Consider the following 18071-nt stretch of genomic DNA (forward strand, 5'->3'; position numbering starts at 1 on the left):
CCCCACCCCGCCCGCCCACGCCCTATGTAACGCGGGGTTATCGGGTCCACCACAGCGAAATATCGCTGTGGCAGTTCGCATAACCCCGCGTTACATGGGGGCGGTACGGCGAGCGCGCCCGCCCGCCGTACGCCGTCAGTCGGCCGTGTTGCCCGGCTGGCTCGTCGTCGACGGGGACTCCTGGGGCGCCCGCTCGCCGGTCCACGTCCAGTCACGGACCTCGGGCAGGTCGTCGCCGTGCTCGCGGGTCCACTGGTGGGCGCGGCGGCGGGTGTCGACCATCAGCTGGCGCACCTGGGCTGCGCGCGAGCCGAGGCTCGGCACCCGGTCGATGACGTCCATGACCAGGTGATAGCGGTCCATGTCGTTCATCATCACCATGTCGAACGGTGTCGTCGTGGTGCCCTCCTCCTTGTAGCCGCGCACGTGCAGGTTCTCGTGGTTGGTGTGGCGATAGGCCAGCCGGTGGATCAGCCACGGATAGCCGTGGTAGGCGAAGATCACCGGCTTGTCGGTGGTGAAGATGTTGTCGAAGTCGCGCGCGCTCAGCCCGTGCGGGTGCTCGCGGGCGTCCTGCAGGCGCATCAGGTCGACGACGTTGACGAAGCGCACCTTCAGCTCCGGCAGGTGCTCGCGCAGCAGCGACGCGGCGGCGAGTGCCTCGAGGGTGGGGACGTCGCCGGCGCAGGCGAGTACGACGTCGGGGTCGCCGTCGTCGTCGGTGCTCGCCCAGTCCCAGATGCCGAGCCCGCGCGCACAGTGCAGGTCGGCCTCCTCGCCGGTGAGCCAGTCGAAGGTCGGCTGCTTGCCCGCGACGACGACGTTGACGTAGTGCTGGCTGGCCAGGCAGTGCCGCATCGTCGAGAGCAGCGTGTTGGTGTCCGGCGGCAGATAGACGCGCACCACCTCGGCGCGCTTGTTGACCACGTGGTCGATGAAGCCGGGGTCCTGGTGGGAGAAGCCGTTGTGGTCCTGGCGCCACACGTGCGAGGTGAGCAGGTAGTTCAGTGACGCGATCGGCGGTCGCCACTCGATCTCACGGGTCGTCTTGAGCCACTTCGCGTGCTGGTTCAGCATCGAGTCGACGATGTGGATGAACGCCTCGTAGCAGCTGAAGATCCCGTGCCGCCCGGTCAGCAGGTAGCCCTCCAGCCACCCCTGGCAGGTGTGCTCGGAGAGGATCTCCATCACCCGGCCGCTGCGCGCGAGGTGCTCGTCGGAGTCGAGGATCTCGCCGGCGAACGCCTTGTCCGTGACGTCATAGACGGCGTCGAGCCGGTTGGAGGCGGTCTCGTCGGGCCCGAAGATGCGGAAGTTGTCGGCGTTGTTGCGCACGACGTCGACGAGGTACTGCCCGAAGACCCGGGTGGCCTCGTGGGTGGACGCGCCGGGGCGGGGCACGTCGACCACGTGGCTGCGGAAGTCCGGCAGCTCCAACGGCCGGCGCAGCAGCCCTCCGTTGGCGTGCGGGTTGGCACTCATCCGGCGGGCCCCCACCGGGGAGAGGGCACGGATCCGCTCGACCGGCACCCCGTCCTCACCGAACAGCTCCGCGGGAGCGTAGGAGCGCAGCCACTCCTCGAGCTGGGAGCGGTGACCGTCGTCGTCGCGGGTCCCCGAGAGCGGGACCTGGTGGGAGCGCCAGGTGCCCTCGATCTGGACGCCGTCGACGACCTTCGGCCCCGTCCAGCCCTTGGGCGTCACCAGCAGGATCATCGGCCACGGCCGGCGCTCGGTCTCGCCGCGCTCGCGGGCACCTGCCTGGATGTCGCGGATCGTGTCGTGGGCCGCCTCGAGCGCCGCAGTCATCTGCTGGTGCACCAGCGCGGGGTCGTCGCCCTCGACGGTGTGCACCTCGTGGCCGTAGCCGCGCAGCAGGCTCTCGAGCTCGTCGCGGGGGATCCGGGCCGGCACCGTCGGGTTGGCGATCTTGTAGCCGTTGAGGTGCAGGATCGGCAGCACCGCGCCGTCGTGGACCGGGTCGACGAACTTGTTGGCGTGCCAGGAGGCGGCGAGCGGCCCGGTCTCGAACTCACCGTCGCCGACGACCGCCGCGACGAGCAGGTCGGGGTTGTCCATCGCCGCGCCGTACGCGTGCGACAGGACGTAGCCGAGCTCTCCGCCCTCATGGATCGAGCCGGGTGTCTCGGGCGCGACGTGGGAGGGGATGCCGCCGGGGAAGGAGAACTGGCGGAACAGCTCCTGCATCCCGACCTTGTCGTAGCCGACGTGCGGGTAGACCTCGCTGTAGGTCCCCTCGAGCCAGGCGTTCGCGACCGCCGCAGGGCCACCGTGGCCCGGGCCCGCGAGGAAGATCGCGTCGACGTCGCGCGTGCGGATCAGCCGGTTGAGGTGGGCGTAGATGAGGTTGAGCCCGGGCGTCGTGCCCCAGTGCCCGAGCAGGCGGGGCTTGATGTCGGCGGGGACCAGCGCGCGCTCGATCAGGGGGTTCTCGAGCAGGTAGATCTGGCCGACCGAGAGGTAGTTGGCGGCGCGGAACCACGCATCGATGTCGGCGAGCTCGCGCTCGCCCAGTGGCTCAGCGAGGGGGTGGCCGGCAGTGGCGGACGTCGGGGTCGGACGGGGCGCGGTCTGCGTCATCGGCAGCTCTCTCCTGGATAGCGGAATCCTCGCCTCCACCGTGCCACGCGCGACCGGTCCGCGACAGGGGCCGAACGGTCCCAGCGGCGTCGGCCCAGCGGCGTCGGCCCAGCGGCGTCGGCTCAGCCGGCAGTCGGTACGGCGCAGCGCGCGAAGCGGGCGGCCGCCTCGGCGACCCGGTCGCGCAGCTCGGCGGGCTCCTCGACGACGAAGTCCGCGCGCACGTTGGCGAGGACCATCATCGGCCAGTCGAGGTCGTCGACGTTCATGGTGAGCACGCAGCCGGGCCCGGCCGCCTCGACGCTCCCCCAACGCCCGACCCAGGCCCCCAGCGTCTCGGCGTCGATCGCGAACCGCACCCGCACGACGTACCGCATCGACATGTGCGCGATGCCCGCCTGCACGAACGCGAGCGCGTCCTCGGCGGGCAGCTCGCGGGGCCGGAAGCGCGCCCCGGTGACCTCGGGTCCGGTGATCCGGTCGACGCGGAAGCTGCGCCAGTCGTGGCGCTCTCGGTCGTAGGCGACGAGATACCACCGCGCGCCGATCGAGACGAGCTGGTGCGGCTCGACGCGGCGCTGGCTCTCGGCGCCGCCACGGGCGGTGTAGCCGAAGCGGACCGGCTCGTCGTCGCGGCAGGCCTGGGCCAGCGTCGTCAGCGTCTCGGCGTCGACGCTCGGGCCGTGCCACGGCGCCGGGACGGTCTGCGACTGCAGGGCGTCCATCCGGCGGCGCAGCCGCGGCGGCATCAGCGAGATCACCTTGGTGAGCGCCTGCAGCGAGCTCGACTCCATCCCCTGCACCGCCCCGGCCGCGGCGCTGCGCAGGCCGACGGCGATCGCCACCGCCTCCTCGTCCTCCAACAGCAGCGGCGGCAGGGTGCCGCCGGCGCGCAGCTGGTAGCCGCCGGAGACCCCGCGCACCGCGTCCACGTCATAGCCGAGCTCGCGCAGCCGGTCGATGTCGCGGCGCAGCGTGCGGCCGCTGACGTCGAGCCGGCCGGCCAGCTCGGAGCCGGGCCAGTAGCGGTGGGTCTGCAGCAGGGAGAGCAGTCGCAGCATCCGGGCGCTGGTGTTCATGGATCTCAGACTAGATCCGATTGCGGACGGAATATGGCCGGAATCGTTCCTAGCGTGACGGTCATGACGACAGCACAGACGACCAACCCCTCGATGTCGGGACCCGTGATCCGCACCCGGTCGCTGACCCGGCACTTCACGCGGCACAAGCAGACGGTGGAGGCCGTGCGCGGCCTCGATCTGGAGGTGGCACACGGCGAGCTCGTGGCCTTCCTCGGACCCAACGGCGCCGGCAAGTCCACGACGCTGCGGATGCTCACCACACTCATCCCGCCGACGTCGGGCAGCGCCGAGGTGGCCGGCTTCGACGTGGTGACCCAGCAGCGCGAGGTGCGCCGCAACATCGGGTACGTCGGGCAGGGCAACGGCGCCGGGCACCAGCAGCGGGGGCGCGACGAGCTGGTGAGCCAGGCCCGCGCCCACGGTCTGACCCGGGCCGAGTCGCAGCGTCGCGCCGACGAGCTGGTCGAGGCCTTCGACCTGACCGCGGTCGCCGGCCGCCCGGTGGCCACCCTCTCCGGCGGCCAGCGGCGCCGTCTCGACGTCGCGATCGGGCTGGTCCACGCCCCGCGGCTGCTCTTCCTCGACGAGCCGTCGACCGGCCTCGACCCGCAGAACCGGGTCAATCTCCAGGAGCAGATCCAGGCCCTGCACGCCACCTACGGCACCACGATCGTGCTGACCACGCACTACCTCGAGGAGGCCGACGCGATCGCCGGCCGGGTGATCGTGATCGACCACGGCGTGGTCATCGCCGACGACACCGCCGCACGGCTCAAGGCGGGGCTCGGCGACCTGGTCACGCTGGGGTTCGACGACCCGGGCGCCGCCGCGGCGGCCGCGGCGCGCGTCGTACGCGCCACGGAGGCGAGTGCGGGCACCGTCGACGTCTCGGGGGCGACCCTGCGGCTGCGCGTCGCCCACGGCCGCGACCTGGCCCCGGGGCTGCTCACCGAGCTGGAGCGCGCCGGCTCCCCGGCCCGGCGGATCGAGGTGGTCGGTCCCACCCTCGACGACGTGTTCCTCGACCTGACCGGCCGCAGCCTGCGCGAGAGCGACACCCCCTCTGACTCCCCCACCGACGTCACGGCCGACGCCGGCACCCAGACCTCGAAGGAGAACGCAGCATGACCACCCTGACCCATTCGACGGGGGCCGCCACCGCCACCGTCCGCTTCGACGCCACCCCCGGGTCGATCACCGGTCGGCCCACGACGTTCCTCGCCGACAGCTGGAACGTGATGACCCGCGAGCTCAAGCCGGTCTGGCGCGAGCCCGCATCGGTGCTCTTCGCGATGGTCCAGCCGCTGGTCTTCCTCGCGCTGTTCGCGCCGCTGCTCCCCGACACCGCGACCGGGTCCGGATCCGCGCTGCAGTGGTTCGTGCCCGGGATCATCGCGATGACGGTCTTGATGGGGGCGTCGTTCACCGGGGCCAACCTCACCAGCGAGATGCTCACCGGCTCCCACGAGCGGCTGCTCGTCTCCCCGCTGAGCCGCTCGTCGCTGCTCGTCGGCCGGGCGCTCAAGGAGGTCGTGCCGATGCTGATGCAGACCGCGATCATCCTCGCGGTGTGCACCCCGTTCAGCTTCGACCTGCACGTCGGCGGGGTGCTGGTCGGCGTCGCGATGTTCGCGCTGTTCAGCATCGGCATCGGGTCGCTGTCGTTCGCGCTGGCGCTCGCCGCCAAGGACAGCGAGTGGCTGTTCTGGACCGTGCAGCAGACGCTGATCTTCCCGGTGCTGCTGCTGTCGGGGATGATGCTGCCGATCGAGGGGGCGCCGCGCTGGCTGCAGGTCGCCTCCGACCTCAACCCGCTGACCTACGTGGTGGAGGCATCGCGGGCGCTCTTCGCCGGGTCCTACCCCGTCACCGAGACCGCGGCGGGCTTCGCGGCGGCCGCGCTGGTGGCGGCGCTCGGTCTGGTCGTCGGGCTCAAGGCGATGCGCGCCAGCAGCTGAGATGGTGCGACCCAGTGGCTGTGGATCCGCGTCGGATCCAGCCACTGGGTCGCATCGCAGTGATCAGAGGGCGTCGAGGATCTCCACCGTCGCCGCCCAGGCGGGGTGGTCGACGTCGATGACGGCCATGTGGTCGCCTGGCACCTCGACCACCTCGACGACGCCACCCGCGGCCCGCGAGCGCTCGTCGTACCGGGTGGAGAGGGCGAAGGGCACCGACTCGTCGTCGCGCGAGTGCACGCACCAGACGGGTACGGCGAGCGGCGCCTGGCGCAGCGGGTCGACCTCGTCGTACGACGCGTCCCCGACCAGCGCGTCGACCACGGAGTCGTCGCCTGCCGCCCACTCGAGGTCGAGAAGCGCGGCCAGTGCCACCACGCCGGTCAGCTCCACGCGGGCCGGCCAGCGGGGGAAGCGGCCGCGGGCGGCGGCCCAGGTGGCGAGGTGGCCGCCTGCGGAGTGACCGACCGCGACGACGCGGGTGAGGTCGAGGTCCTTGATATCAGCGAGAGTGTCGATCGCGGCAGCCACGTCGTCGAACATGGCGGGGAAGTCGCCGCCGCTGCCGATCCGGCGGTACTCCACGTTCCACACCGTCCAGCCGCGGCCGGCGAGGTCACGGGCGGCGGGCTGGGTCAGGTCGAGGCCGTAGGCCGCCTTCCACGAGCCCCCGTGGACGAGCACCACCACGCCGCGCGAGGCGCCCGCCGGCCGGTAGAGCTCGCCGTACTGCGAGGGGTCCTCGCCGTACCTGATGATCTGCGGGTCGCTGCTCACTCGGCTGTCACTCCCATCGGCCGCCACGGGCCCTCTTGATCTGCGATCGCTGCTTCTTGCCCGCGAGCCGGCGTTCCTTGGAGCCCCGGGTGGGACGGGTGGCCCGGCGCGCACGCGGCGGCGGAGCGCTCGCGTCCCGGAGCAACGATGCCAGCCGCTCCCTCGCCGCGCGCCGGTTGGCCAGCTGGGTGCGGTGCTCGGAGGCGGCGATCGTGATGACCCCGCCCACGAGCCGGCTGTCCAGGCGGGTCAGCATCCGCTCTCGCTGGAGGTCGGTGAGCGTCGGGGAGCCGGCGACGTCGAAGGAGAGCTCGACTCGGCTGTCCGCGGTGTTGACGCCCTGCCCGCCGGGGCCTGAGGAGCGCGAGAACCGCTCGGTGAGCTCGGTCGCCGGGATCACCAGCGCCCCGGTCACCACCAGCTCCTCACCCATGGGCCCATCATGGCCCGCCCCACCCCACCCAGCCGAGTCGGCGCATCTTCACAGCCCAGTCGGCGCACTTTCACCGCCGAGTCGGCGCACTTTCACCGCCGAGTCGGCGCATCTTCACGCGCATTCACGCCGACTCGACGCCGTACGGGTGTGCGTTCACGCCGACTCAGCGTGTTACGGGTGAGCGCTTGCGCCGACTCGACGCCGTACGGGTGCGCGTTCGCGCCGGGTCAGTCGAGGGCGGCGGGGAGGGTGGCGGCCCAGGCCTCGCGCACGTCCGCGACGGGCACGCTGAACTGGCCCTGCACCTCGATGGTGTCGCCGCCGGTGCGGCCCAGCGCCGTGACGGGTACGCCGTGGGCCGAGGCCGCGGCGACGAACGCGTCGAGGCCCTTGTCGGGGACGGTCACGATCGCGCGGGCCGCGGACTCGGTGAAGAGCGCGAGGAAGGCGTCGTCGGCCACGTCGGCGACCGACACCGTAACGCCCACTCCGTGCCGGATCGACGACTCGGCGAGCGCCTGTGCCAGCCCTCCGTCGGAGAGGTCGTGGGCGCTGGTGACCAGGCCCTCCGCCGACGACTGCGCGAGCAGCTCGGCCAGCGCACGCTCGGCCGCGAGGTCGACCCGCGGCGGGAGCCCGCCGAGGTGGCCGTGCACGACGTGCGCCCACTCCGAGCCGGACAGCTCCTCGCGGGTGGTGCCGAGCAGCAGCACCTGCTCGCCGGCGGTGGCGAAGCCCGACCGCGTACGCCGCGTGACGTCCTCGATGACGCCGAGCACCGCGACCACGGGGGTCGGCAGGATCGGGACGTCACCGGTCTGGTTGTAGAGGCTGACGTTGCCGCCGGTGACCGGGATGCCCAGCTCGAGGCACGCGTCCTTGAGGCCGCGGCACGCCTCGGCGAACTGCCACATCACGTCTGGGTCCTCGGGCGAGCCGAAGTTGAGGCAGTCCGAGATCGCCAGCGGTACGGCGCCGCCGGTGGCGACGTTGCGGTAGGACTCGGCCAGCGCGAGCTGCGCGCCGGTGTAGGGGTCGAGCTTGGCGAAGCGGCCGTTGCAGTCGGTGGAGACCGCGACACCGAGGTTGGTCTCGTCGTCGACCCGGATCATCCCGGAGTCCTCCGGCTGGGAGAGCACGGTGTTGCCGCGGACGTAGCGGTCGTACTGGTCGGTGATCCAGGACTTGTCGCACAGGTTGGGGCTCGCGACCAGGCGCAGCAGCGTCTCGCGCAGCTCGTCGCCGGTCCGCGGGCGGGCCAGCGCCTCGGCGCCGTCGGCCTGCAGCGCGTCCTGCCACGCCGGGCGGGCGAAGGGGCGGTGGTAGGTCGGCCCGTCGTGGGCGACCGAGCGCGGCGGCACGTCGACCACGCGCTGGCCGTGCCAGTCGATCTCGAGGCGGCCGGTGTCGGTGACCTCACCGATGACGACGGCCTCGACGTCCCACTTGCGGCAGATCGTCAGGAACGCGTCGACGTCGCCAGGCTCGACGACCGCCATCATCCGCTCCTGCGACTCGCTCATCAGGATCTCCTCGGGGGAGAGCGTGGAGTCGCGCAGCGGCACCCGGTCGAGGTGCACGTGCATGCCGCCGTCGCCGGCCGAGGCCAGCTCGGAGGTGGCGCAGGAGAGCCCGGCGCCACCGAGGTCCTGGATGCCGGCGACGAGGCCGGCCGCGAAGATCTCGAGGGTGCACTCGATGAGCAGCTTCTCCTCGAAGGGGTCGCCCACCTGCACCGCCGGGCGCTTGGCCGGCCCGCCCTCGTCGAAGGTCTCCGACGCGAGGATCGAGACGCCGCCGATGCCGTCGCCGCCGGTGCGCGCGCCGTACAGGATCACCTGGTTGCCGACGCCCGAGGCCTTGGCGAGGTGGAGGTCCTCGTGGCGCAGCACGCCCACGCACAGCGCGTTGACGAGCGGGTTGCCGACGTAGGTCTCGTCGAAGACGGCCTCGCCGCCGATGTTGGGCAGGCCCAGGCAGTTGCCGTAGGCGCCGACGCCCTCGACGATCCCGGGCAGCACCCGCTGGGTGTCGGGAGCGTCGAGCGGACCGAAGCGCAGCGGGTCCATCACGGCGACGGGGCGTGCGCCCATCGCCAGGATGTCGCGCACGATCCCGCCGATGCCGGTCGCGGCGCCCTGGTGCGGCTCGACGTACGACGGGTGGTTGTGGGACTCGACCTTGAACGTGACCGCATAGCCCTGGCCGATGTCGATGACGCCGGCGTTCTCCCCGATGCCGGCCAGCATCCGGCCCGCCGGGGTCTCCTGGGGGATCTCGCTGAACTGCTTGAGGTGCACCTTGGAGCTCTTGTAGGAGCAGTGCTCGCTCCACATCACGGAGTACATCGCCAGCTCGCTGGAGGTGGGCCGGCGGCCGAGGATCTCGCGGATCCGGGCGTACTCGTCGGCTTTCAGGCCGAGGTCGACCCAGGGCTGCTCCCGTGAGGGGTCCCCCGAGGCGACGGTGACGGTGTCGAGGGTGGAGCCGGCAGCGGAGCGAGTCGTCTCGGGCACGACCCCCATCCTAGGGTCGGATCACTCGTAGTTGATCACCGTGTCCTCGGTGTAGACCAGGACCCGCCCGTCGATGGCGCCGACCCCGCCCTCCTCGGCCTCGATGTCGATCGACCATTCCGCGGAGTCCGAGCCCAGCTCGAAGTAGGACAGCTTCTGGTCGTCCAGGGCGTAGAGCCCCCCGGCTGCCACGGCGAGGGACCCCTCATAGGTCTGGAGCACCTCGAGATCGTCGCCGTAGAGGCGGCCGCTCGTGTAGTCGAGCGCGTAGGAGGACCCTCCCGACTCGAAGGCCATCGCATAGAAGTAGAAGTACTCCGAGTCCCCCTCCTTCTCCACGTCGAGCTCGCCGACCTTGCCGTCGCGGTCGAAGACCGTCACCGAGGGCTCGGACTCGCCGCCGTAGTCGTTCGCCGTGACGTAGACCTCGGTCGCGGAGAAGACGCTGGCCCGGGAGCCGTCCTCGCCGCCCTCCTCGCTCCACAGCTCGTCGCCCGACTCCGCGTCGAAGGCCATCAGCTCGTCGCCGTCGACCACGACGAACTCGTCGGTCGCCGTGAGGGTGCCGTAGGCGTCCTCGTCACGGTCGACGGTGACGCTCCACTGCTCGTCGCCGTCCTCGAGCGACACCTTGGTCAGCTCGTCGCCCGCGAGCAGGTAGGCGGCGTCCGAGGCGATCGCGTAGGCGTCCGGCGTCTCCACCGTCCACAGCTCGTCGCCGGTCTTCGCATCGAGCAGCCCCGACTCGTCGAGGCCCCGGAAGATGACGCCCTCCTCGATGACGGACTCGAAGGTGCGGTCGTCGTAGGTCCACAGCTGCTCGCCGTCCTCGGCGGAGAGTGCGGTCACCCGCTGCACGTCGTACGCCGCGGCGATCAGCACGTCCTGGCCGGGTACGGCGTGCGAGACGCTGATGTCGGAGTCGACCGTGGTCGTCCACTCCTCGTCGCCCGACGCGTCGAGGGAGACGACCTCTCCCCCCTCGACGGTGATCACCAGGGAGTCGCCCTGCTGGACGGCTCCCCCCACCTCGCCGGGCGCCTCCCAGGACCAGGTCTCCTCGGGCTCCGAGGTCACCGGGTCGACGAGCTCGGAGCCGTTGGCGCCCAGGGACCGCGCCTCGTCGCCGTCTCCGCCGAGCAGCCGGATGCCGAGGAAGACGCCGCCGGCCACCAGCAGCACGACCAGCGCGCCCACCCCGACCAGGAGGCCGGTCCGCCGCCCACGGCGCGGCTGCTCCGGCTGCTGCCACCCCGGCTGCTGACCCTGCTGCCAACCCTGTTGCTGCCAGCCCTGCTGCTGCCAGCTCTGCTGGGGCTGCTGCCACTGCTGCTGGGCCTGCTGGGCAGGCCCACCGGCCCCGCACCGGGGACAGAACGTCGCGCCGGGGGACAGCGGGGATCCGCAGTAGACGCAGGGACCGGCAGGGGGGTGGTTCATCGGCAGTCGCTCGCTTCGCGTCAGGACGTGGCAGACCCCCGGCCTCCTCGCGGCGAGGGGTCGGGTCAGACCCTAGGGGGCCTCCGTGGCGCCCGCCAGACCCCCAGGCGCGACGCCACAGGGGGGGCTGAATTACAGCGCCGTAGTTGTTGCCGCAACCGTTTCTGAAGTGACGGGTGAGGTTAGGGTGACGTCGCCCCGACCTGGAGAACCCCTCATGCGCCTTCCCCTTCGCCCCGCCGCCGCAGCCCTCGCCGGCCTGCTGACCGGCGCCCTGCTGACCGTGGCCCCGGCTCCCGCCCAGGCCGCCAACCGCGTCACCCCCGGTGACATCACCGGCTACGGCTTCGACCAGTGCGTCGCTCCCGAGCAGTGGAAGATGGACCGTTGGATGGAGACCTCGCCGTACCTCGCGGTCGGCATCTACATCTCGGGAGCCTCGCGGGGCTGCCGCTCGCAGCCCAACCTGACCCCGACCTGGGTCAGCAACCAGCTGGCCAACGGCTGGCGTCTGCTGCCGATCACGCTCGGCCCCCAGGCCTCGTGCAGCGGCAGCTTCCCGCGCTACGGCAACGACCCGACCATCGACCCCCGACCCGGCGCCAACGGCAAGTACGCCGCCGCGCGCCTGCAGGGCCAGCGCGAGGCCGACTCGGCCGTCGCCGCGGCGCAGGCGCTGGGCATCGCCCCGGACAGCACGCTGTGGTACGACCTCGAGGCCTTCGACGCCACCAACACCCGCTGCCGGGAGTCGGCGCTCGGCTTCCTCAGCGGCTGGACTTGGAAGGTCCGCACCCTGGGCTTCAAGTCCGGCGTCTACTCGAGCGCCAGCTCGGGCATCAAGGCGCTCGACGACGCTCGCCGGGAGCGCCCGGGCGTCTACACCCTCCCCGACGCCATCTGGATCGCGCGCTGGGACGGCGTCCCCAACACCTCGACGACCTACATCCCCGAGGACGGGTGGCGCCCCGGCGGCCGGATGAAGCAGTACCGCGGCGGCCACAACGAGACCCATGGCGGGGTCACCATCAACATCGACAGCAACTACCTCGACCTCGGCCGCGGCTCTCGTCCGGGACGCAGCCTGCGGGCCTGCGGCGGCGTCAAGGTCGACTACTGGAAGTACGACCAGATCTCCCCCGGCACCCGCAGCCCCGCCAAGATCCGCGCCCTGCAGTGCCTGCTCCGGCAGAAGAAGTTCTTCGGCGGTGACATCAACGGCCGCTACACCCGCAAGACCCGCAAGGCCGTGATGTCCTTCCAGGCGGCGCGCCGCCAGCCCGTCACGACCACTTGGTCGACCAGCAACTGGATGCGCCTGCACGCCGAGGGCAAGTGGACGGTCGTCAAGATCGGCTCCACCGGTCCGCAGGTGCGCCGGGTGCAGCGAGCGCTGAATGCCGCAGGCGTGGCCCAGCTCATGGTCAACGGGCACTTCGACACGACCGTCGACCAGGCCGTCCGGACCTGGCAGCGACAGGTCCGGCTGCCGGTGACCGGCGTGATCGCGCCGAACAGCTGGCAGGCCCTGGTGTCCGGCCGGCGCTGACCCTGCCGGAAGGGACCGCCCTCAGCCGACGGGCGGGCCGGCGACGAGTGCGACGCCGGTCAGCGCCACCACGGCGACGAGGCCGGCGGCCGCGCCACGCAACGGGTTGCGAAGCAGCCACGCGGTGGGCCGCTCGAGCGCGCCGGCAGGCTCGGCCGAGGTGAGCCGCCAGGAGTCGCCGAGCAGGCCCCGCCCCTCGGCGTACCGGTCGAACCAGACGGTCACGAACGGCGGCACGGCGCTCACCAGGCCGAGCAGCGCGCGCTGCGGCGACCAGCGCTGGTCGACCGCGACGAGCACGGTCACCAGGCAGTAGGCGATGAAGACCGTGCCGTGGACCATGCCGCCGATGCGGACCCCCAGCTCGGTGGTCTCGGTGACGTACTTGAGGAACATGCCGGTTAGCAGCAGCGCCCAGGTGAACGCCTCGGCGACGGCCACGGCCCGGAAGAGCTTGAGCGGGCTCATGCGAGGACGCGCGCGGCGAGGCTGGTGAAGAAGCCGAGACCGTCGGTGCCCGGACCGCACAGGTCCTCCACCGCGTGCTCGGGGTGCGGCATCAGACCGACCACGTTGCCGCGCTCGTTGGTGATGCCGGCGATCCCGCGCAGCGAGCCGTTGGGGTCCTTGCCGAGGTAGCGGGCCACGACCTGGCCCTCTCCCTCGAGGCGGTCGAGGGTGGCCTCGTCGGCGACGAACGAGCCTTCGCCGTTCTTCAGCACGATCGTGACCTCGGCGCCCTCGTCGTACGACGCGGTCCAGGGGGTGCGGTTGTTCTCGATGCGGATCCGCTGGTCGGTGCACACGAACTTGCGGTGGTTGTTGCGGATCAGCGCCCCCGGGAGCAGGTGCGACTCGCAGAGGATCTGGAAGCCGTTGCAGATGCCGAGGACGGGCATGCCGCGCTCGGCGGCGGCGATCACCTCGGTCATCACCGGCGAGAAGCGGGAGATCGCGCCGCAGCGCAGGTAGTCGCCGTAGGAGAACCCGCCCGGCAGGACCACCGCGTCGACGCCCTGCAGGTCGTGGTCGCCGTGCCACAGCGCGACGGCCTCGTGACCGCCCAGGTCGACCGCACGGCGGGCGTCGACGTCGTCGAGCGAGCCGGGGAAGGTGACGACACCTACCTTCACGAGGTGGCTCCCACGGTGTGCTGGACGCCCTCGACGTGGACGGTGAAGTCCTCGATCACGGGGTTGGAGAGCAGCGTCTCGGCGATCCGGTGGACCTCGGCCAGCCGCTCCTCGGTCACCTCGCCCTCGAGCTCCAGCTCGAAGCGCTTGCCCTGACGGACGTCGGCGACCCCGGCGAAGCCCAGCCGCGGCAGTGCACCGTGCACGGCCTTGCCCTGGGGGTCGAGGATTTCGGGCTTGAGCATGACGTCGACGACGACACGGGCCACGGGACGGCTCCTTTAAGCGGCGGGGATGCTAGGCCAGTCTAGGCGGGCGATCCCGGAGGCGAGGATCAGGTCTCGCGGAGCCTGTGTGCGGGCGGCTTGCCAGGCGGCTTGCCGGGCGGGCGACACTGGAGACATGGCAGCCACCGACCCTCGCATCTCCAGCGCCCTGACCCTGGACTTCCCGCAGTCCCTCGCCGTCTACGAGCAGTACGCCGACGCCCAGAAGGCCGTGGACTACCTGGCCGACAGCGAGTTCCCGGTCGAGAACTGCATGATCGTCGGCACCGACCTCAAGCAGGTCGAGCGCATCACCGGCCGGCTCACCACCGGCCGCGTCGCGATGGCCGGGGCCGCGTCGGGCGCCTGGCTGGGGCTCTTCGTCGGCCTGATCTTCTCGATCTTCGGCGAGGACGGCGTCCTGCGCGTCGTACTCTCCACCACCCTCGTGGGCGCTCTGTTCGGTCTCATCTGGGGCCTGATCGGCTATGCCGCGACCCGGGGCAAGCGCGACTTCTCCTCGGTCAGCACCGTGGTCGCGACCCGCTACGAGGTGCTGGTCGAGCACAAGCACGCCGCCGCTGCCCGCGATCTCCTGGCGAGGCTCCCCGGCGCGCTCCCCAACCCCTTCGCCTGACCCGTCCCCAAATCACGCTGACCCGTCGCTAAAACACGCTGACCCGGCAGAAGCTCTCGGTCGGCCGGCATCTTCTGCCGGGTCACCGTGATCTTCTGACGGGTCAGCGTGAGTTTGTGACGGGTCAGCTGAGCTCGCGCTTGAGGATCTTGCCCGTCGCGGTCATCGGCAGGCTCGGGGCCACCTCGATGATCCGGGGGTACTTGTAGTTGGCCATCTGCACCTTGCCCCAGGCGATCAGCTCCTCGGAGGTGATCGAGACGCCCTCGTTCAAGATGACGAACGCCTTGATCTCTTCGCCGTGGCTGTCGTGGGGGACGCCGACGACGGCCGCGAGCGAGACCGCCTCGTGGCTCATCAGCACCTCCTCGATCTCGCGGGGGTACACGTTGAAGCCGCCGCGGATGATCATGTCCTTGGCGCGGTCGACGATGTAGTAGAAGCCGTCCGAGTCGCGGCGGGCCAGGTCGCCGGTGCGGAACCAGCCGTCGCGCATGACCTCGGCGGTCGCGTCGGCGCGCTTGTAGTAGCCCTTCATGATGTTGTGCCCGCGGATCGCGATCTCGCCGATGGCGTCCTCGCCGGTCTCGCTGGTCGGCACGACCTCGTTCCACTCGCCGTCGACGAGCTTGACCTCGATGCCCCAGATCGGTACGCCGATCGAGCCGGCGCGCAGCTCCTGCTCGGGGTCGCTGAACGTCGCGACCGGGGAGGTCTCCGAGAGGCCGTAGCCCTCGAGGATCTGGATGTGGAAGCGCTCCTTGAACTGCTTGAGGATCTCCACCGGCAGCGCGGACCCGCCGGAGACCGCCAGGCGCAGGTTGGCCGCGATCCGGTCGACGTCGACGCCCTCGCCGAGCGAGTTCAGCAGGCCCCAGAACATCGTGGGGACGCCCGCGAAGACCGTGATGTCCTCGGTCTGCATCAGCGCCAGCGCCTGGTCGGCGTCGAAGCGCGGCAGCAGCACCAGCGTCGCGCCGACGGAGAAGCCGGCGTTCATGTTGACGGTCTGGCCGAAGGAGTGGAACAGCGGCAGCACCAGCAGGTGGGTGTCGCGGTCGCTGGGCTTGGAGTCGAAGAGCCGGTTGGAGGTGTTGGCGTTCATCACCATGTTGGAGTGGCTCAGCTCGGCGCCCTTGGGCTGGCCGGTGGTGCCCGAGGTGTAGAGGATGACCGCGGTGTCGGTCGGCTCGGTGGCGACCGACTCGAACGTCGCGGGCTGGCCGCCGAGGGCCTGCACCATCGTCTCGGTGCCCTCGATGGGCGAGGCCGCCATCATGTCGGCGGTGATCACGAAGAAGTGCTCGCAGCCGTCGGCCTGCTCGAAGCCGACGTGGCCCTCGGTCGCCATCGGCAGGTCGGGCGTGCCCTCGAAGACGAAGTAGGCCTTCGCGTCCGAGTCGTTGAGGTGGTAGCCGATCTCGCGGCCCTTGAGCAGGACGTTGAGCGGTACGACGACCGCGCCCGCCTTGAGGATGCCGTAGTAGACGACCGGGAAGTACGGGAGGTTCGGGCAGGAGAGCGCGACCTTGTCGCCGGGCTGGATGCCCCGGGAGACGAGCAGGTTGGCGATCTGGTTGGCGAAGCCATCCACCTGCGCATAGGTCAGGCGGAGGTCCCCGAGCACGACGGCGGCACGGTCGGGGTGGCGGCGGGCAGAGTCCTCGAGGAAAACCGACAGATTCAGCATGGGCACAACTTACTCGGGGGTAGTGAGCCGCGTCACCGGGGTCGGCTCAGGGTCGCCCTCCCGGGGCGCTCAGGGGCGCTCCCCGATGCGCCGGGGCCGTCGCAGGACGAGGCTCGAAGCATGATCGAAGCGCACGCACTGACGAAGAACTACGGCGACACCACCGCCGTCAACGCCCTCGACTTCGCCGTCCGGCCCGGGGTCGTCACCGGCTTCCTCGGGCCCAACGGTGCGGGCAAGTCGACCACGATGCGGATGGTGCTGGGCCTCGACCGGCCGACGGCGGGCGACGTCCTCGTCAACGGCCGTCGCTACGCCGCGTCGCCGGCCCCGCTGCGCGAGGTCGGCGCACTCCTGGAGGCCCGCGCCCTCCATCCGGGCCGGACCGCGCGCAACCACCTGCGCTGGCTCGCGGCCAGCAACCGGATCCCTGCCTCCCGCGTCGACGAGGTGCTCGGTCTCGTCGGACTGGACGCCGTCGCGGACAAGCGCGTCGGGAAGTTCTCCCTCGGGATGGGTCAACGGCTCGGCATCGCCTCCGCACTGATCGGCGACCCGCCCGTCGTCGTGCTCGACGAGCCGGTCAACGGGCTGGACCCGGAGGGCATCCGCTGGGTGCGCACCCTGGCCCGCCAGCTGGCCGCCGAGGGCCGCACCGTGATGCTCTCCAGCCACCTGATGTCGGAGATGGCGCTCACCGCCGACCACCTGCTGGTGATCGGACGCGGCGAGCTGCTGGCCGACTGCACGATGGACGACTTCATCGCCGAGCACGCCACGTCGTACGTCCGGGTCCGCGCACCGCAGCTCGACGCCGTCGCGGCGCTGCTCGTCGGGCGCGGCCTGGCGGTGACGCCGGCGACCACTGCGGACGGTCTCGGGCACCAGGAGCTGCACGTCCAGGGAGCCTCGGCCGCCCGGGTCGGCGAGCTGGTCGGCGACACCGGCCTGCTGCTGCACGAGCTGACCACCGTGACGTCCTCGCTGGAGGACGCCTTCATGACTCTCACCGCCCAGAGCGTGGAGTACCACGCCCACACCCGGACCACCGATCCCGCCCGCCACCTGCAGGGAGCAGCAGCATGACCACCACGACCGTCGTCGAGCCCAGCACGGCTCGGGCGACCCGCGCCACCTCCACCGCCGTACCCGACGCAGTCGCCGATGCCGCGCCCCAGCGCTTCGTCGATGTGCTGCACGCCGAGTGGATCAAGCTCTGGACCGTCCGCAGCACCGGCTGGTCGATCGTCGCGATGGTGACCCTCGGGGTCGGCCTCACCGTGCTGGTCTGCGCGACCAGCGCCCAGGCGATCGCGGACAACCCCGGCGACCACCCCTCCAGCTCGTACGTGACCTGGGGGATGATGATCGCGCAGGTCACCGCCGTGGTGCTGGGCGCCATGATCATCACCAGCGAGTACGCCACCGGCCTGGCCAAGGCGACCTTCGCCGCCAGCCCGCGCCGTGGCCAGGTGCTGGGCGCCAAGCTCGTCGTGCTGACCGGCACCCTGCTCGTCGCGGGCACCGCGACGGCATTCCTGGGCTACCTCGGCGGCAACTGGTTCCTCGACTCCGAGGGCGTCGGCACCTCGCTCGACTCCGAGGGCGTCCTCCGCGCACTCTTCGGCAACGGCCTCTACCTCGCCGCCCTCGGGCTGCTGACCGTCGGCGTCGGCCTGCTCGTCCGGCACACCGCCGCCGCGCTGTCGATCGTCCTGGGCCTGGTGTTCGTGGTCGGCAACATGGCGTTCCTGCTCCCCGGCACCTGGGGCGAGTGGGTGGCCAAGCTGATGCCCGGCAACGCCGGCACCGCGATCATCACGCCCGTGCCGTTCAACCCCGACCTGCTGGGCGCCTGGACCGGGCTCGGCGTGGTCCTCGCCGAGGCCCTGGTCGTCCTGATCGCCGGGTACGTCGTGCTGCGGCGCCGCGACGCCTGATCCCCTCGCCCGGATCCCGGCTCCGCGCCCCGTCGGGCCGTGGGGG

General features: G+C 71.4%; 16 protein-coding genes. 6 read left to right on the forward strand and 10 right to left on the reverse strand.

From position 1 onward, the window contains the following. Nucleotides 1-135 precede the first annotated feature (135 nt). Together ACYU7L_RS02825 and ACYU7L_RS02830 are read right to left on the reverse strand one after the other, a co-directional pair. Complete coding sequence (locus tag ACYU7L_RS02825) at nt 136-2601, reverse strand: phosphoketolase family protein (protein ID WP_460793680.1); 2466 nt, start codon at nt 2599-2601, stop codon at nt 136-138. A gap of 122 nt (nt 2602-2723) precedes the next feature. Beyond that, nucleotides 2724-3680, reverse strand: a complete 957-nt coding sequence (locus ACYU7L_RS02830) for a helix-turn-helix transcriptional regulator (protein WP_460793681.1) — start codon at nt 3678-3680, stop codon at nt 2724-2726. A gap of 63 nt (nt 3681-3743) precedes the next feature. Between ACYU7L_RS02830 and ACYU7L_RS02835 the strand changes: the two genes are divergently transcribed. Next, nucleotides 3744-4811 (forward strand): ABC transporter ATP-binding protein, encoded by a 1068-nt coding sequence (locus tag ACYU7L_RS02835; RefSeq protein ID WP_460793682.1) that lies wholly within the window; start codon nt 3744-3746, stop codon nt 4809-4811. After that, on the forward strand, nt 4808-5641 hold the full coding sequence (locus tag ACYU7L_RS02840; protein WP_460793684.1) for an ABC transporter permease: 834 nt from the start codon (nt 4808-4810) through the stop codon (nt 5639-5641). The genes ACYU7L_RS02835 and ACYU7L_RS02840 overlap by 4 nt, the downstream gene beginning before the upstream one ends. Nucleotides 5642-5704: 63 nt before the next feature. On the opposite strand, the gene ACYU7L_RS02845 is transcribed toward ACYU7L_RS02840, so the two are convergent. The 4 genes from ACYU7L_RS02845 to ACYU7L_RS02860 all read right to left on the reverse strand — a co-directional run bounded on the left by ACYU7L_RS02845 (nt 5705) and on the right by ACYU7L_RS02860 (nt 10810). Beyond that, nucleotides 5705-6418, reverse strand: coding sequence for an alpha/beta hydrolase family protein (locus ACYU7L_RS02845; RefSeq protein WP_460793685.1), 714 nt, complete (start codon nt 6416-6418; stop codon nt 5705-5707). 7 nt (nt 6419-6425) lie between these two features. Then, on the reverse strand, nt 6426-6851 hold the full coding sequence (gene arfB / locus ACYU7L_RS02850; RefSeq protein WP_460793686.1) for an alternative ribosome rescue aminoacyl-tRNA hydrolase ArfB: 426 nt from the start codon (nt 6849-6851) through the stop codon (nt 6426-6428). A gap of 230 nt (nt 6852-7081) precedes the next feature. Continuing rightward, on the reverse strand, nt 7082-9370 hold the full coding sequence (gene purL, locus ACYU7L_RS02855; protein WP_460793687.1) for a phosphoribosylformylglycinamidine synthase subunit PurL: 2289 nt from the start codon (nt 9368-9370) through the stop codon (nt 7082-7084). Nucleotides 9371-9391: 21 nt separating this feature from the next. Further along, nucleotides 9392-10810: an outer membrane protein assembly factor BamB family protein gene (locus ACYU7L_RS02860; protein ID WP_460793688.1), complete on the reverse strand. Its 1419-nt coding sequence runs from the start codon at nt 10808-10810 to the stop codon at nt 9392-9394. Between the two features lie 217 nt (nt 10811-11027). Between ACYU7L_RS02860 and ACYU7L_RS02865 the strand changes: the two genes are divergently transcribed. Next, the gene (locus ACYU7L_RS02865; RefSeq protein ID WP_460793689.1) at nt 11028-12359 is read left to right on the forward strand and encodes a glycoside hydrolase domain-containing protein; all 1332 of its coding nucleotides are present in this window, start codon (nt 11028-11030) and stop codon (nt 12357-12359) included. 21 nt (nt 12360-12380) lie between these two features. Here ACYU7L_RS02865 and ACYU7L_RS02870 read toward each other — a convergent pair whose 3' ends face one another. From ACYU7L_RS02870 to purS, 3 genes are read right to left on the reverse strand one after another with little or no spacing between them, the layout of a single operon-like run. Continuing rightward, the gene (locus ACYU7L_RS02870) at nt 12381-12827 is read right to left on the reverse strand and encodes a DUF3817 domain-containing protein (protein ID WP_460793690.1); all 447 of its coding nucleotides are present in this window, start codon (nt 12825-12827) and stop codon (nt 12381-12383) included. After that, nucleotides 12824-13492, reverse strand: coding sequence for a phosphoribosylformylglycinamidine synthase subunit PurQ (gene purQ / locus ACYU7L_RS02875; RefSeq protein WP_460793691.1), 669 nt, complete (start codon nt 13490-13492; stop codon nt 12824-12826). Before purQ ends, ACYU7L_RS02870 begins: the two co-directional genes overlap by 4 nt. After that, nucleotides 13489-13761, reverse strand: a complete 273-nt coding sequence (purS, locus tag ACYU7L_RS02880; protein ID WP_460793692.1) for a phosphoribosylformylglycinamidine synthase subunit PurS — start codon at nt 13759-13761, stop codon at nt 13489-13491. The genes purQ and purS overlap by 4 nt, the downstream gene beginning before the upstream one ends. A 133-nt stretch (nt 13762-13894) precedes the next feature. Here purS and ACYU7L_RS02885 point away from each other — a divergent pair, with 133 nt between their 5' ends. After that, the gene (locus ACYU7L_RS02885; protein WP_460793693.1) at nt 13895-14395 is read left to right on the forward strand and encodes a YflT domain-containing protein; all 501 of its coding nucleotides are present in this window, start codon (nt 13895-13897) and stop codon (nt 14393-14395) included. Nucleotides 14396-14519: 124 nt separating this feature from the next. Here ACYU7L_RS02885 and ACYU7L_RS02890 read toward each other — a convergent pair whose 3' ends face one another. Further along, nucleotides 14520-16085: a long-chain-fatty-acid--CoA ligase gene (locus ACYU7L_RS02890; RefSeq protein ID WP_460793694.1), complete on the reverse strand. Its 1566-nt coding sequence runs from the start codon at nt 16083-16085 to the stop codon at nt 14520-14522. A gap of 120 nt (nt 16086-16205) precedes the next feature. Here ACYU7L_RS02890 and ACYU7L_RS02895 point away from each other — a divergent pair, with 120 nt between their 5' ends. Continuing rightward, complete coding sequence (locus ACYU7L_RS02895) at nt 16206-17171, forward strand: ABC transporter ATP-binding protein (RefSeq protein WP_460793695.1); 966 nt, start codon at nt 16206-16208, stop codon at nt 17169-17171. Further along, nucleotides 17168-18025, forward strand: coding sequence for an ABC transporter permease subunit (locus ACYU7L_RS02900; protein WP_460793696.1), 858 nt, complete (start codon nt 17168-17170; stop codon nt 18023-18025). Before ACYU7L_RS02895 ends, ACYU7L_RS02900 begins: the two co-directional genes overlap by 4 nt. The last annotated feature ends 46 nt before the right edge of the window (nt 18026-18071 follow it).

It is taken from the genome of Nocardioides pacificus, assembly GCF_054775955.1.